The 14993-nt window shown below is 71.8% G+C and carries 11 protein-coding genes and 1 riboswitch; of the genes, 7 read left to right on the forward strand and 4 right to left on the reverse strand.

Features of this window, described 5'->3' with window-relative positions:
- Positions 1–54: 54 nt before the first annotated feature.
- The 3 genes from AB0912_RS08125 (at position 55) to AB0912_RS08135 (ending at position 3663) form a co-directional block, all read left to right on the forward strand.
- Entirely contained in the window at positions 55–1335 is a 1281-nt protein-coding gene (locus tag AB0912_RS08125) for an ATP-grasp domain-containing protein (RefSeq protein WP_366697127.1), read from the forward strand.
- A gap of 27 nt (positions 1336–1362) precedes the next feature.
- Positions 1363–2586, forward strand: a complete 1224-nt coding sequence (locus AB0912_RS08130) for an FAD-dependent oxidoreductase (protein ID WP_366697128.1) — start codon at positions 1363–1365, stop codon at positions 2584–2586.
- 255 nt (positions 2587–2841) lie between these two features.
- The gene (locus AB0912_RS08135) at positions 2842–3663 is read left to right on the forward strand and encodes an HAD family hydrolase (RefSeq protein ID WP_366697129.1); all 822 of its coding nucleotides are present in this window, start codon (positions 2842–2844) and stop codon (positions 3661–3663) included.
- Between the two features lie 231 nt (positions 3664–3894).
- Here the strand turns inward: AB0912_RS08135 and AB0912_RS08140 are convergent, their stop codons facing one another.
- The 3 genes from AB0912_RS08140 to AB0912_RS08150 all read right to left on the reverse strand — a co-directional run bounded on the left by AB0912_RS08140 (position 3895) and on the right by AB0912_RS08150 (position 8876).
- The gene (locus AB0912_RS08140; protein ID WP_366697130.1) at positions 3895–4611 is read right to left on the reverse strand and encodes a LysM peptidoglycan-binding domain-containing protein; all 717 of its coding nucleotides are present in this window, start codon (positions 4609–4611) and stop codon (positions 3895–3897) included.
- A gap of 4 nt (positions 4612–4615) precedes the next feature.
- Positions 4616–4777: riboswitch (cyclic di-AMP (ydaO/yuaA leader) on the reverse strand.
- Between the two features lie 498 nt (positions 4778–5275).
- The gene (locus AB0912_RS08145) at positions 5276–7273 is read right to left on the reverse strand and encodes a CocE/NonD family hydrolase (protein ID WP_366697131.1); all 1998 of its coding nucleotides are present in this window, start codon (positions 7271–7273) and stop codon (positions 5276–5278) included.
- A 106-nt stretch (positions 7274–7379) separates the two neighbouring features.
- Positions 7380–8876: an oligopeptide:H+ symporter gene (locus AB0912_RS08150; RefSeq protein ID WP_366697220.1), complete on the reverse strand. Its 1497-nt coding sequence runs from the start codon at positions 8874–8876 to the stop codon at positions 7380–7382.
- A 481-nt stretch (positions 8877–9357) separates the two neighbouring features.
- On the opposite strand from AB0912_RS08150, the gene AB0912_RS08155 reads away from it, so the two are divergent.
- From AB0912_RS08155 to AB0912_RS08170, 4 genes are all read left to right on the forward strand, one after another.
- Positions 9358–10368, forward strand: coding sequence for a polyprenyl synthetase family protein (locus AB0912_RS08155; protein ID WP_366697132.1), 1011 nt, complete (start codon positions 9358–9360; stop codon positions 10366–10368).
- A gap of 396 nt (positions 10369–10764) precedes the next feature.
- Positions 10765–12039, forward strand: coding sequence for a DUF2092 domain-containing protein (locus AB0912_RS08160; RefSeq protein WP_366697133.1), 1275 nt, complete (start codon positions 10765–10767; stop codon positions 12037–12039).
- 46 nt (positions 12040–12085) lie between these two features.
- Entirely contained in the window at positions 12086–13186 is a 1101-nt protein-coding gene (locus tag AB0912_RS08165; protein ID WP_366697134.1) for an ABC transporter ATP-binding protein, read from the forward strand.
- Positions 13187–13430: 244 nt separating this feature from the next.
- Entirely contained in the window at positions 13431–14234 is an 804-nt protein-coding gene (locus tag AB0912_RS08170) for an ABC transporter permease (RefSeq protein ID WP_366697221.1), read from the forward strand.
- Between the two features lie 30 nt (positions 14235–14264).
- On the opposite strand, the gene AB0912_RS08175 is transcribed toward AB0912_RS08170, so the two are convergent.
- A complete protein-coding gene (locus AB0912_RS08175) occupies positions 14265–14849 on the reverse strand; it encodes an NAD(P)H-dependent oxidoreductase (RefSeq protein WP_366697135.1) in 585 nt (194 codons plus the stop codon).
- Positions 14850–14993: the final 144 nt, after the last annotated feature.

Consider the following 14993-nt stretch of genomic DNA (forward strand, 5'->3'; position numbering starts at 1 on the left):
GGGGGACACGGACGGGGTGGGTCCGGTCCGTAGGGGGGACATGTGGGGGGACGCATGGCCAGGAGTTCCAGTGGCGTGCCGGTCGACGCCGACCGTGAAGTCCCGGGCCTCATCGTCAAGTTCGGCGACTACCCGCTGCACCACGGCGGGGTGGGCGCCATCCGGAGCCTGGGCCGGCTCGGCATACCCATGTACGCCATCACCGAGGACCGGTACACGCCGGCCGCCAGTTCGCGTTATCTGCGGCGCGCGTTCGTGTGGCCGACCACGGGGACGGAGGAACCGGGACGGCTCGTCGAGGGGCTGCTGCGCATCGGCCGGCGCATCGGCCGGCCCACGGTGCTCGTCCCGACCGACGAGGAGGCCGCGGTCCTGATCGCCGAGCACCAGGAGGAGTTGGCCGGCCGCTTCCTCTTCCCGCGGGTGGACGCCGGGCTGCCGCGCCGGCTCGCCAGCAAGCAGGGGCTGCACGAACTGTGCGTGGAGCACGGCATCCCCAGCCCGGCCGCCGCGTTCCCGGAGTCGTACGACGAGATCGAGGCGTTCGCCGAGAAGGCGCTGTTCCCGCTCGTCGCCAAGAACCGCGAGGCGTTCGTGCGCCGCAGCCGGCCCGCGGTGAACGGGACGACCCGGATCTCGACCCGCGAGGGGCTGCTCGCCCTCGCCCGTGACTGGGGGCCGCGGCCCGGCGTGATCCTCCAGGAGTACCTGCCGAGGGAGGACGCCGAGGACTGGATCGTGCACGCCTGCTTCGACGCGGACTCGACGCCGCTCGCGATGTTCACCGGCGTGAAGGTCCGCTCCTGGCCGCCGCACGCCGGAATGACCGCGAACGCGTATGTCGTCGACAATCCGGAACTCGCGGACATCGCCGCACGTTTCATCAAACAGATCGGCTTCACCGGAATCATCGACCTCGACCTGCGTTTCGACCGCCGAGACGGTCAGTACAAGCTGCTCGACTTCAACCCGCGCATGGGCGCCCAGTTCCGGCTCTTCGAGAGCGAGTCCGGGATCGACGTCGTCCGTGCCCTGCACCTGAATCTGACCGGCCGCGCCGTTCCGGAGGGGGAACAGCGCGCCGGCCACCGGTACATCGTGGAGAACATCGACCTGCCGGCCCTGCTCGCCTACCGGCGCAGTGGCTACACGACACCGCACGCGCCGGCCCGCGCGAGCGGTACGGAGCTGGCCTGGCTCGCGGGTGACGACCCGCGGCCTTTCTTCACGATGCTCGCGCGCTTCGTGCGGCCGGGCGCGAGGCATCTCTACCAGCTGTGGCGGACCAACCGCCGTGGCGGCAGCGGCAGTTCCACTGCGAAGTACGCGAAGTAGACGTAGTACGTCCTGGGGAGGGACTTCGTGAACCATCCGGTAGCAGTCATCGGGGCGGGGCCGTTCGGGCTGTCCACCGCCGCCCATCTGCGGGCGCGGGGCATTCCGGTTCGGGTCTTCGGCGAGCCCATGGTGAGCTGGCGCGACCACATGCCCGAGGGGATGCTCCTCAAGTCGACCCCGGCGGCCTCGAACATCGACGCCCCGCAGCCCGGCCACACCCTGGGCGACTACTGCGCGGCGGCGGGGATACCGCGCCTGGTCACGGACGAGGACATCATCCCGGTCGAGACGTTCATCGCGTACGGGGAGTGGTTCCGGGACAAGCTCGTGCCCGAGCTGGAGCGGGTGCGGGTCGTCTCGGTCGACCGCGAGAGTGGACGGGGCGCGGCGGACGGGCCGGGCGGTTTCGACATCAAGCTGGACTCGGGGGAGTCGTTCACCGCGCGCGCGGTCGTCGTGGCGACGGGGCTGTCCGGGCTGGCCCGGCTGCCCGCCGAGCTGGCCGAGGCGGCGCACGACGGTCCGGCTCCCTCCGGTCCGGTCTCGCACAGTTCGCAGCACCACGACCTGAGCCGGTTCGCCGGCAAGGAGCTGATCGTCGTCGGCGCCGGCCAGTCCGCGCTGGAGACGGCGGCGCTGGCGGCGGAGGCGGGCGCGCGGGTCCGTGTGGTCTCCCGGGGCAGGGGAGCGGTGGACTTCGGAGCGCCCCCGTGGGACCAGCCGAGGCTGCGCCCGGAGTCGCCGTTCGGGCGGGCCTGGTCGCTGTGGGCGCTGAGCTACTACCCGGGGCCCTACCGTCATCTGCCCGCCGGAGCCCGGCACTACCTGGTCCGCCGGGTGCTCGGACCGCTCGGCGCCTGGTGGCTCCGGGACCGTTTCGAGGGCAAGGTCGCCGTCCAGGAGGTGCGGCGGATCGTCGGTGCGGCGGCCCCCGAGGGCAGGCCCGTCCTCAGAGTGCGGACCCATGCCGGCCGGGTGGACGAGCTAACCGCCGACCACGTCATAGCGGCGACCGGCTACCGGGTCGACATCGCCGCGATGGACTTCCTCGGACACGAGCTGCGCGCCGGGCTGGCGGTGAGCCGCGGCACCCCGAAGCTGGGCGCGGGGTACCGGTCCTCCGTGCCGGGGCTGTACTTCACGGGCCTGCCGGCCGCGTCCTCGTACGGGCCGGTGATGCGTTTCGTGTGCGGCACGGAGTACGCCTCGCCCCGGCTGGCCAAGCACCTGGCGGCGGCGCACGGCTGACCCGCCGGATCAGGCAAGCGGTGGCGGGCGTCGGCAGGCGGTGGGCGGGGCGATCGCGCGGGCGGGGCAAGGGCGTTGAGACCTTGTGATCGGTCCTGCCCGGGAAAGTCCGACCGGGCGGAAGCGGGCCGAGCGTGATCCCAACCGGTCGCAACGCGCCTGCCACCGTACGGTGAACGGCGTTGCCGAGGGGATACCGGACGTCGTCCGGTTCACGCCGGGCCGATGGGTCGTCCGATCCGTATTCTTCGGATCATGGCCGCTCCGACTGCATATTCACTCATCGCCACTGACCTGGACGGAACGCTGCTGCGCGGCGACGACACGCTCTCCGGCCGGTCGCGGGCCGCGCTGGCGAAAGTGACCGCGGCAGGTGCCCGGCATCTCGTGGTGACGGGCCGCCCCGCACCACGCGTCCGACCGCTGCTCGACGAACTCGGCGGCCGGGGACTGGCGGTGTGCGGACAGGGGGCGCAGCTCTACGACGCCGGCGCGAACCGTTTGCTCTGGTCGGTCACCCTGGACCGGGAGTTGGCGGAGACGGCACTCGGCAAGATCGAGGCGGAGGTCGGCCTGCTGTACGCGGCGGTGGACCAGGACGGTGTGGACGGGCTGACGCTCATCGAGCCGGGCTATGTGATGCCGCACCCCACGCTGCCCGCCGTGCGGGTGCGGCGCCGGGACGACCTGTGGGAGCGTCCGATCAGCAAGGTGCTGCTCCGCCATCCCACCCTGTCCGACGACGAGTTGGCGTCGGTGGCCCGGGGTGTGGTCGATTCGCTGGCGACGGTCACCATGTCGGGGCCAGGGACCGTCGAACTCCAGCCACGCGGGGTGACCAAGGCCACGGGCCTGGCGCTCGCAGCGGACCATCTCGGGCTCACCCCGTCCGCGACGCTCGCCTTCGGGGACATGCCCAACGACATTCCCATGTTCGACTGGGCCGCCCACGGGGTCGCGATGGCCAACGCACACCCGGAACTGAAGGCCGTGGCCGACGAAATCACCCGGTCGAACGAGGAGGACGGGATCGCCGTGGTCCTGGAGCGGCTCTTCGGGTTCGAGCGGCCGAACTGACGCGGGGCGCCCGCTCGCCAGCCACCGCCGCCTGTTCACGATTCGCCTGTTGACGTCCCGCGTGTTCACGTCCCGCCTGTTCACACGCCACCGGCCGGCGGACACCCGAGGGTGCCGCCGGCCGGTGGCGTGCGAGGCCGTCTGAGGCCGTGCGAGGCCGTGCGATGCGATGTGATGCGCCCGTGTGGGTGGCGGGTGGGCGCAGGTGGGCCCGGGTGGGCGCCGGTGTGATCAGTACGCGCCGTTGACGTTGTCGATCGAGCCGTACTTGTCGGCGGCGTAGTTGCAGGCGGCCGTGATGTTGGCGACCGGGTCGTACGGGTCCATCGAGGTGCCGGGCACGTGGTAGGCCAGGAAGGTCGGGTCGATGACCTGGAGGAGGCCCTTCGAGGGGGTGCCCGCGACGGCGTTGGAGTCCCAGTTGTTGATGGCCTGGGGGTTGCCGGAGGACTCGCGCATCACGTTGCGGTAGATACCGTCGTAGCTGCCCGGAATGCCCGCCTTGCCCATGATGTCCAGGGACTGCTTGATCCAGCCGTCCAGGTTGTTGGCGTAGGTGGTGGCGGAGGCCTGGGTGGCGGTGGTCTTGGCGGCCGTGGTGGCCGCCGGGGCCTTCAGGGTCTTCGTGCCGACGGTCAGCGTCAGGCCGGTGCGGAGGTGCCCGGGGTTGTCGCCGATGACGGCGCGGTTCGCCGTGTAGAGCTTCTGCCAGCCGCCGCTCGACGGGTACTTCTTCGCGATGCCGACCAGGGTGTCGCCGGCGACCACCTTGTAGGTGACGAGCTGGACGTTCGGGACGGCGGCGGTCTTGGCGGCCTGGGGGGTGGCGGCGTGGGCGCCGGTGGCGCTCATGAGCGGCAGCGCGAGGGCGAGGGCGCCCGTTCCGGCGGCGACGATGCCGCGGGTGACGAGGTTGTTCCGGCCGTGACGGTTCTTGCCTGCGGGCATGACGAAATGTCCTCTCCGACGCCTGCGAGGTGAGCTGTCGGGTTCGGGCGGGAGATGCCCGGCCGCGCTTTTCGGGCGCGGCTTCACCCCTAGCCGGTCCGGTCTCCCGGATCGGCGGCTTACCTGTGGTTCCCCCGCTCCTGCCGTGCGTGGGTGGGTGGGTTGCCGGGCGACGGCAGGATTAGGCGATCCGCCCGGTGCGACGAGAACGTATGCGACCGCACATGTCGGGAACAAGGCCGGATGTGGCGTTGAAGATCGCTTTTGCCTGTTTAGAGCGTGGGCAATACGTCCGTTTGTGCCGGAATTGAATCCTCAACTTGCCTTTGGCGAAGGGGTTGGCGCGGAGTCGGTGCCGGGTGATCCACTGGTTCGCGCGTGACCCAATTCACGCGCTGGAGGGTCACCAAGGCGGCATGGCAGGCAAGTCGGACATTACGCCACCGTCGGCCGGTGGACCGGGAGTTCCCGTACGCCCCCGGACCGGCCCTCGCGCCGCGGAGCGGCCCCGCCGTCCACGGCGCCCGCCCGGCCACCCACGGCGCCCGCCCCCGCCATCCACAGCGCCCGCCCCGCCATCCACAGCGCGCCCGCCCTGCCACCCACGGCGCCCGCCCCGCCACACCCGCCCCGTCCCCACAACTCCCCTCCCCGCAAGCCTTCTTCAGCCCGCCGTGCGCGGAATTTTCTTCTCCCAGGTCCGGTGGAAGACGACTTCGCCGCCGTCCCGGCAGACGACCTCGTTGGACGTGATGAAGTCCCGCGCGTCGCAGGTGATGGAGGACCGCGTCTCGACGCGGGCGTCCCACGGCAGGTCCGGCCGGTGCAGCCGCACCGACCAGGTGGACTCGGCGCGGGCGGACAGCGGGTCCGACGCGTCGATCGTGTACGTCTCCCGCGCGTCCTCCGAGAATTCGAGACCGTCGGGATAGACGCGGGTGCCGCCGTACCGGGGGTCCACGTCCAGCCGCCAGGTGCCCGCGGCCACGTCCCGCACCACCAGGCGCTCGGGGCGGGGTTCGTCGAGCGTCTCCGGGATCACCACGCCGAGCGGCTCGGCCTGCTCCGGCTCCCCGAAGGTGATGGAGGGGTCCGACTCCCTTACACGCACGGGGAGTTCGAGGCTGCTGCCCGCCGGGTCCAGGGTGAAACCGGCCTCGGAGCCGGGCTGCGGCCAGACCCAGGGCCAGTACGCGGAGGAGACACTCAGCCGGATGCGGTGGCCGGCCGGGAAGGCGTAACCGATGCCGTTCAGCTCGAACTCGACGTCCTCCGTGGTGCCCGGCTGCCAGGGGACGGCCCTGTCACGGCCCCGGCGCGCCGACAGGTTCAGCACACCTCGGGTGACGAGCGTGGACGCGCCGTCGGGGGTCACGTCGCACAGCCGGGCGATCACCTGGCCCCGCGTGGCCGCCGAGGTGAGCCGCAGCCGGACCCGGGGCCGCCCCAACACCCAGGTTTGTTCCGGTACTTCGAACTCGAAGCAGGCCGAGCGGGCGTCCTCCTCGCGCTGGTCCGGCGGCAGGTCGGCGTCGTTCCCGAAGGGGAAGAAGCGGCCCGCGTCGACGCCGGTGTGCTGCGGGGAGCGCACCGGCACCGGGTCCCCCTGGAGTTCGTACGGGATGGCGGTCACCGAGGGCGAGGGCCACGCAGGGTCGCCGACCCAGCGGCCGGGCAGCTCCGGGTAGACGGTCGCCGGGGGATGCGCGTCCATCACGTAGGAGCGCAGCAGCGGGACGTCGAGCGCGCCCGAGTCCTCGTCCTTGAGCCAGTGGCCCCACCAGCGGAGCGTCTCCTGGAGGAAGCCGATCGCGGGGCCCGGCGGCAGGCCGCGGTCGGGGTACTGGTGGGACCAGGGGCCGATGAGTCCCCGTACGCGCTCGGGTGGCAGGTTCTCGACCAGGCGCAGCACGGTGTCGCGGTACGGGTCGTGCCAGCCGCCGACCGCGAGGACGGCCGCGCTGATCGCCCCGTAGTCCTCGCAGGCGCTGCCGTGCCGCCAGTAGTCGTCCCGGGTCTGGTGGGCCAGCCAGGTGTGCACGAAGGGGTCGACGGCCTCCAGCCGCCGCGTCCACAGGTCGCGCCACATCACCTCGCCCACGTGCAGCGGGTCCGGCGGGCGGGCGACGAAGGCGAGCATGGTGGCCGCCCAGGCGTGCATGTCGACGGCGAGGACGGAACCACCGGTGTAGTGCACGTCGTTGTCATAGCGGTCGTCCGTCGAGCAGACCGTGACGATCGCCTTGAGCGGCTCGGGCGCGAGGGCCGCGATCTGGAGGGAGTTGAAGCCGCCCCAGGAGATCCCGAACATGCCCACCCGGCCGGTGCACCAGGGCTGGGCGGCCAGCCATTCCACCACCGCGACCCCGTCGGCCAGCTCGGTCGCGGAGTACTCGTCGCCCGGCAGTCCCTCCGAGTTGCCGTGGCCGCGCACGTCGACGCGGACGGAGGCGTAGCCGTGCCCGGCGTACCAGGGGTGGCGCTGCCAGTCGCGCGGTGCCGTCCAGTCGGTGAGCCGGTACGGCAGGTACTCCAGGAGGGCCGGTACGGGCTCGTCGGTCACCGGGCGCCAGATCCGGGCGTACAGCCGGGTGCCGTCCGGGAGGGGGACGAGGACGTCCTCGTGGACGGTCTCGTAGGGAAAGGACGTACGGATGCGCATACGGGTCACCTCGGTGGACGGGACGCGGCGGGGCTCGGTGGACGGGGCGCGGCGTGGCTCGGTGGGCGGGATGCGGCGTGGCTCGGTGGAGGGGATGTCACGAGGCTCAGTGGACGGGGTGCATCGTGCGGCGGAGCCAGGGTGCGAGGGCCATCACGGCCAGGCCGGCGGCCACCGCGATGGCGCCGTTGACGCCGAAGTACGCCGGTTTGGAGACGTCGTCGTAGAGCTTCACCGTCTGGGCCTGGATGCCGTTGGCGAGCGCGAGGGACAGGAACCAGAGGGACATGGTCTGGCTGGAGAAGGCGGCCGGGGCGAGCTTGGTGGTCGCGGACATGCCGGACGTCTCCAGCAGGACGTCGCCGAGGCCGAGGAGCAGATAGGAGCCGACGATCCACCAGACCGACATCAGGTAGTCGTCCCCCGAGTGGCCGGCGGTCGGCACCACGATGAGCAGGAACGACAGACCGCCGAGGACGACCCCGAGGGCGATCTTGTTCGAGGCGTGCGGCTGGCGGCTGCCCATCCGCACCCAGACGGCGGCGACCACCGGCGCGAGCGCCACCTCGAAGGCGCCCAGCGCGGAGGCGTACCAGCCGGCCGGGAAGTCGAAGCCGAGGATGTTCGACTCGGCGTTCGTCGAGGCCAGCAGGATCATCGTCGAGTAGGCCTGGAAGAGGATGAAGTTGAAGACGGTCGAGGCGAGGAAGAGCACCACGTACGGGCGCAGCCGGCCGCGTTCCTCGGCGGTCACCCGGGGGCTGGTGAACATCACCGCGAAATAGATCACCGGCATGATCACCGAGATGACCGTCAGCAGGTCCACGAACCGGCCCATGGTCAGCCAGCCGACGAAGGCGAGGAGCACGGCGAGGACCGCGACGCCGAGCACCCCGAGGACGATCCCGCGCACCGCGCGGCGCATCGCGTCCGGCGCGAGGGCGAATTCCGCCGCGTGGGTGCGCCCGGCCAGGTGACGGCGGCCCGCCACGTACTGGATCAGGCCGAGGGTCATGCCGATCGCCGCCGCCGAGAAGCCCCAGTGCCAGCCCTTGTGGTCGCCGAGCCAGGCGGTGATCAGCGGACCGGCGAAGGCCCCGATGTTGATCGCCATGTAGTAGAGGGCGAAACCGGCGTCGCGGCGCTCGTCGTCGGTCCGGTAGAGCTTGCCGACCATGGTGGCGACGTTGGGCTTGAGCAGACCGGTGCCCGCGCTGATCAGGCCGAGGCCCGCCCAGGTCGCGGCGGCGGCCGGGATCGCCATCGCGTAGTGGCCGCAGGCGATCAGGATGCCGCCCCACAGGACCGCGCGGTACGAGCCGAGCATCCGGTCGGCGAGCCAGCCGCCCGCGACGGACACCAGGTAGACGAGGGTTCCGTAGGCGGCCGACACCGACGCCGCGGTGCCCGGCGCCATGCCCAGGCCGCCGTGGGCCACGGTGTCGGCGAAGTAGAGGACGAGGATCGCCTGCATGCCGAGGAACGAGAAGCGCTCCCAGACCTCCAGCCCGGAGAGCGTCAGGAGCCCTCGGGGCTGGCCGAAGAAGGCGTGGTCGTCGGCCGGCGGCGGGCCGGGCTCGGCCTCGACGGAGCTGCGGGACACTGTCACCCACTTCCGCGTACCTCGGCACCGGGACACGTGTACCTCGGTGCCACCTCGGTGCCGGTACATGTCGTCGGATATCGGCTCGTATCAGTCGTATCAACTGATCGTGAACATACCTTCGGCTTCCGGATAACGCCCGGGAGGAGGGGTACCCGCTCGGGGTAGCCGATCCGGATGGCGCCGGGGCGACCGCTTCGGGCAGCGTCGGGAGAGGAGTGCGGGCTCCGGATGGCACCCCGGAGGCGGGGTACTCGCGATGCCGGGTGCGCGGGTGCGTTACGTGTGCCCTACAGGCGTATTCCGGGCCCACCTCCTGGCGGGGCCGACTCGGCCGGGGGACGGTGGGCGCTCGTGGTGATCGAAACGTGACCGGATACGCTGACTTGAGTGATGGCAGCGACACATCGACAAACCGTGTCATCGACCGAATGATCGACCGAGTTCGCCATGTGATCGTCAGCAGACAGGAGAACCTCTCGTGACCGTCGTCGGGCCGTTCGGGCTGAGCGTGCGGGACCAGGCTCTCGAAGCCGATGTCCAGGCCGGATTGGCGGCTGTCGAGGAGGGTTTGCTCGAAGCCACCAAGAGCGAGGTCCCCTTCATCACGGAAGCCGCCCAGCACCTCGTGCGGGCCGGCGGGAAGCGGTTCAGGCCGCTCCTCGTGATGCTCGCCGCCCAGTTCGGCGACCCCTACGCGCCGGGTGTCGTGCCCTCGGCCGTGGTCGTCGAGCTGACCCATCTCGCCACGCTGTACCACGACGACGTGATGGACGAGGCCGAGGTCAGGCGCGGTGTGGACAGCGCGAACACCCGCTGGGGCAACTCGGTGGCCGTCCTCACCGGCGACTTCCTCTTCGCCCGCGCCTCCTACATCCTGGCCGACCTCGGACCCGACGCGGTCCGCATCCAGGCCGAGGCGTTCGAGCGGCTGGTGACCGGCCAGATCCTGGAGACCGCGGGGCCGCGCGACGGACGGGACCCGGTCGACCACTACCTCGACGTGCTGAGCGGCAAGACCGGCTCGCTGGTCGCCGTCGCCTGCCGCTTCGGCGCGATGATGTCGGGCGCCGACGAGACGGTGGTCGACGTGCTGACGCAGTACGGCGAGCGGCTCGGCGTCGCCTTCCAGCTCGCCGACGACGTCCTCGACATCGCGTCCGAGTCGCACGAGTCGGGCAAGACCCCGGGGACCGACCTGCGCGAGGGCATCCCCACGCTGCCGGTGCTGCGGCTGCGCGAGCGCGCCGAGCGGCTCGGGCTCGCCGAGGACATCGCGCTGTGCGAGCTGCTGGACTCCGACCTGACGGACGACGCCCGGCACGCGGAGGCGCTGGCCCGGCTGCGGGAGCACCCCGCCCTGGAGCAGGCCCGCCGGGACACCGTGCGGTACGCGGAGGACGCGCGCGCCGCGCTGGCCCCGCTGCCCGAGTGCGACGCGAAGGCGGCCCTGGTCGAACTGGCGGACGCGGTGGTCCACCGGGCGGGCTGACCTGCCCGGCCCTTGCTTGCCTGCCTGCCCCCTTCCTCCGGCTGTCCTTGTCCCGGCCGGGGGGAGCGGCCCCCGCACGCCCCCCCCGCCGGACAGCGGCCCCCCACGCCCCCGCCGGGACACCCCCCCGCATGCCCCCGCCGGGACAGCGGCCCCGCATGCCCCCCCCGCCGGGACAGGCCCCCCGTACAACCCCTACGGGTAAGCCCAACGCAACCCTCCGGGTGTCATACCGCAGGACTACGCGGAGTTGATCCCCCGGACTGACGCTTCTCTCCGGCTGATTTGGTCATATGGAAAGCACCACTCCTCACCGGTTCGGGTGAGAATGGCGGCTCAGGGGTGGGGCAGGGGCAGGACCACATGGCCGCCGCCGACGACGGAGGTAAGGCACACATGGCACCGTACGAAACCGACGACAGCGCGCGGGCCGCCGACGAGACCGACGACGTACGCGCCGGACGACGCAAGGCCGCGCGGTACGTCGTCCCGGTCGCGGTGGTGGGGGTGGCGGCGGCGACCATCGGGCTCGTCCCCGCACTCGCCTCGTCCGGAGACCCCGACCTGCCGAAGGTCACCGCGCAACAGCTCATCGAGGAGATCGCCAAGTCCGACGTCCAGCAGCTCTCCGGCACGGTGAAGATCACCACCGACCTCGGGCTGCCCGACCTCGGCGGTCTGGCGAGCGGCCTCGCGTCCGGCGCGGCGCGCGGCGGCGACGGCTCGTCCGCCGACCCGCAGTCCAAGCTCCTCGAACTGGCCTCGGGCACCCACACGCTGCGCGTCGCGGCCGACGGCCCGGACCGAGGCAAGGTCTCGCTCCTCGACAACGCCGCCGAGTACAGCGTCATTCACAACGGCAAGGACGTCTGGGGCTACGACAGCAAGTCGAACGAGGTCTACCACGCGACCGCCCCCGAGTCCGCGGGCGCCAAGGGCGAGGCGCCGCACGACGTGCCGGCCACGCCCAAGGACCTCGCCGACGAGGCACTCAAGTCCGTGGACGACACGACCTCCGTGACGGTCGACGGCACCGCGCAGGTCGCGGGCCGCGACGCGTACAAGCTGGTGGTCAAGCCGAAGCAGTCCGGTTCGACGGTCGGCGCGATCAGCATCGCGGTGGACGCGAAGACGGGGCTGCCGCTGAAGTTCACGCTGACCCCGGCCGCCGGGGGCGCGGCGGTCGTGGACGCGGGCTTCACCAAGGTCGACTTCTCCCGTCCGGCCGCCTCGACGTTCGCCTTCACCCCGCCGAAGGGCGCCAAGGTCACCGAGGGCGACGAGCACAAGGACGCCGGGAAGGACGCCGGGAAGGCGTGGCCCCAGGGGAAGGACAAGGCGTTCCCCAAGGGCGACAAGGCACTCCCCGAGGGCGGCAAGGGCCTGGCCGGGGGGCTCGACGGAGTGAAGACCATCGGGAAGGGCTGGAGCACGATCGCCGAGTTCCGCACGGGCGGCGAGGGCCTGCCCACCGGCGCCAAGGGCTCGTCCGGCAACAGTGACGTCGACGGGTTCCTGAACTCGCTCGGCGACCACGTCACCGGCAGGTTCGGCTCGGGCACGGTCTTCTCCACCCGCCTCGTCAACGCCCTGATCACCGACGACGGCACGGTGTACGCGGGTGCCGTCACCAAGGACGCGCTGGTGAAGGCGGCCGACGCGGCCCACTGAGTCCCGCGGGCCGCCGTCCCGTGGGCCCGCCGAACCGAGGGAGCCCATGGAGGAGCTGTCCGCCGCCGAGTCCGGCCCGGCTGATCCCGCGCACGGCACCGCGTCCGAGGGCGACGCGGTGACCGTGGCCGCCGGCGCGTTGATCGCCCCCGAGGACGCGGTGATCGCGCCCCAAGACGCGGTGATCGCGCCCGAAGACGCGGTGATCGCGCCCGAAGACGCGGTGATCGTCACGCGTTCGCTGAGCAAGCGCTACCGCGGCGGACAGCTCGCCGTCGACGGTCTCGACCTGACCGTCCCGGCGGGCAGCGTCTTCGGCTTCCTCGGGCCGAACGGCTCGGGCAAGACCACCACCATCCGCATGCTGATGGGCCTGATCGAGCCGACCTCGGGCACGGCCCGCGTCCTCGGGCAGCCCATGCCCCGGTCCGCGCGGGCCGTGCTCCCGCAGGTCGGGGCGCTGATCGAGGGCCCCGCCCTGTACGGCTTCCTCTCCGGCCGCGACAACCTCCTGCGGTACGACGCCGCCGACCCCGCGGCCGACCCCCGCACCCGGCGGCCCCGGGTGGCCGCCGCTCTCGACCGGGTCGGGCTGACCGCGGCGGGCGGCAAGAAGGCGAAGGCGTACTCCCTGGGCATGAAGCAGCGGCTGGGGATCGCGGCAGCGCTGCTCCAGCCGCGCCGGCTCCTCGTCCTGGACGAGCCGACCAACGGTCTCGATCCGCAGGGTATGCGCGAGATCCGGTCCCTGGTCCGGGAGTTGGCCTCCGAGGGCACGACCGTCTTCCTCTCCTCGCACCTCCTCGACGAGATCGAGCAGGTCTGCACCCACGCGGCCGTGATGGCGCGCGGGCGGCTCATCACCCAGGGTGCGGTGGCCGACCTCGCGGCGGGCGCGCGCGGACGGCTGGTCGTGACCACCCCGGACGCGGGCGACGCGGCCCGCGTCCTCAAGGAACAGGGCGTGGCGGACATCGCCGTGACGGAGACGGGCGTGACCGCCGAACCGCCGGACCGTGAACTCGCCGAACTGAACGCCGCGTTGGTCATGGCGGGCGTCCGCGTCCGCGGCTTCGGCGTCGAACGGGCCTCACTGGAGGACGCGTTCGTGGCACTGACGGGGGAGGGCTTCGATGTCGCGGGCTGAAAGCCTTCCGGAACCGGGACGTACGGCAAGGGAAACGGGCCTCCCCGGAGCGGGCGGTCCTGGAGCGGGCCTCCCTGGAGCGGACCTCCCTGGATCGAACGGTCCCGGGGCGAACGTTCCCGGGGCGGGCGGTCCCGGGGCGGATGCCACCGTTACGGGCCTCCCCGGAGCCGGCCGCACCGGCAAAGGCGGTGCGGCCCCCCGCCCCAACCCCCTCTGGACGCTCGGCCTCTTCCGCAGTGAGCTGGTCACCACCTTCCGGCGCTGGCGGACGATCGCGCTGCTCGGGGTGCTCGCGACGGTGCCGGTCCTCATCGGCGTGGCGATCAGGATCGAGACGAGCGACGGTTCGAGCGTGGGCCAAGGCGGCGGCGAGGGACCCGCGTTCATCGCGCAGATCACCAACAACGGCCTGTTCCTGGTGTTCACGGCGCTGGCCGCGACGCTTCCCTTCTTCCTGCCGATGGCGATCGGGGTCCTCGCGGGCGACGCGATCGCGGGCGAGGCGGGCGCGGGCACCCTGCGCTATCTCCTCGTCGCACCCGCCGGCCGCACCCGCCTGCTCCTCACCAAGTACGCCACCACGATGACGTTCTGCCTGGCCGCGACCCTGGTGGTGGCCGTCTCCGCCCTCGCGGTGGGCGCCCTGCTGTTCCCGCTGGGCGAGCTGACCACGATCTCCGGGACCCGCATCAGCTTCACCGAGGGACTTGGCCGAGCCCTGCTCATCGCCCTCGTCGTCGCCGCGTCACTGACCGGTGTCGCCGCGCTCGGCCTGTTCGTCTCGACTCTCACCAACAGCGGCATCGCGGCCATGGCGACGACGGTCGGCCTCCTCATCTCCGTGCAGATCCTCGACCAGATCCCCCAACTGCACGCGCTCCAGCCGTACTTCTTCTCGCACTACTGGCTGTCCTTCGCCGACCTCATGCGCGACCCGGTCTACTGGGACGACCTCGTGCACAACCTCGGCCTCCAGGCGCTGTACGCCGCCGTGTTCGGCTCGGCGGCCTGGGCCCGCTTCACGGCGAAGGACATCACCGCCTGACGGCACGCGCGCCACCCGTGAGTACGGGGTTCACGCCTCGTACGGGAAGCGGGCGAGCGGCGGTTCCTGCGCGAAGAACGTCTTGGCGCGGGCCAGGGCACCGGCGTCGTTCAGTACGTCACCGCGCCGGCTGCCGTTGCCGAGCAGGACCCCGCCGAAGCGCATCCCCAGGTAGGCGGCCGAGTGGTTCAGCGTGCCGACCAGCGGATCGGCGACCTCCTGCTCCTCGTGCGCGAGGGCGGTCACTCCCCAGAGGGTGCGCCCGGCGAGCGTCTCCTTGAAGTCGATACCGGGGGTGCGCAGCCAGCCGGACCAGTAGTCCAGGTACCGCTTGGTGAGCCCGGACACGGAGTACCAGTACAGCGGCGAGACGATCACGATGTCGGTCGCCGCGAGCGTGGCGTCCAGGAACAGGCCCGGCGCGGTGTCGGCGGGCGGACGCACGTGGTCGCTGTCGCGGCGCAGGTCCACGAAGTCGGGGAGCGGATGCTCGGCCAGGCTCAGCCAGCGCTGTCCGACCTCCGGGGGCAGTTGCTCGGCCGCCTTGCGGGCCAGCAGCTCGGTGTTGCCCTCGGCGCGGCTGCTGCCCAGCACGAACAGGAAATTCCGGGTCATGGTTCCCCCTGGGGTACGCGCCGCGGCTGCGGCACGACGACGACTGCGGACTATATGCGTGGACAATATATGCGTGCGCATTTAGTTGTCCAGAGTGCTCCGGCCCCCTGGGACGAGCCTGTGACGTCGCGGTGACCTGGGAAG

It is taken from the genome of Streptomyces sp. NPDC007084 (genome assembly GCF_040703595.1).
In the GTDB taxonomy this organism is placed as follows: domain Bacteria; phylum Actinomycetota; class Actinomycetes; order Streptomycetales; family Streptomycetaceae; genus Streptomyces.

Coding starts and splice junctions, on each gene's coding strand:
- AB0912_RS08140 (WP_366697130.1), bottom strand. CDS start 4,611: ATGCCCGCAGGCAAGAACCGTCACGGCCGGAACAACCTCGTCACCCGC.
- AB0912_RS08145 (WP_366697131.1), bottom strand. CDS start 7,273: ATGCGCATCCGTACGTCCTTTCCCTACGAGACCGTCCACGAGGACGTC.
- AB0912_RS08165 (WP_366697134.1), top strand. CDS start 12,086: ATGGAGGAGCTGTCCGCCGCCGAGTCCGGCCCGGCTGATCCCGCGCAC.
- AB0912_RS08160 (WP_366697133.1), top strand. CDS start 10,765: ATGGCACCGTACGAAACCGACGACAGCGCGCGGGCCGCCGACGAGACC.
- AB0912_RS08135 (WP_366697129.1), top strand. CDS start 2,842: ATGGCCGCTCCGACTGCATATTCACTCATCGCCACTGACCTGGACGGA.
- AB0912_RS08175 (WP_366697135.1), bottom strand. CDS start 14,849: ATGACCCGGAATTTCCTGTTCGTGCTGGGCAGCAGCCGCGCCGAGGGC.
- AB0912_RS08125 (WP_366697127.1), top strand. CDS start 55: ATGGCCAGGAGTTCCAGTGGCGTGCCGGTCGACGCCGACCGTGAAGTC.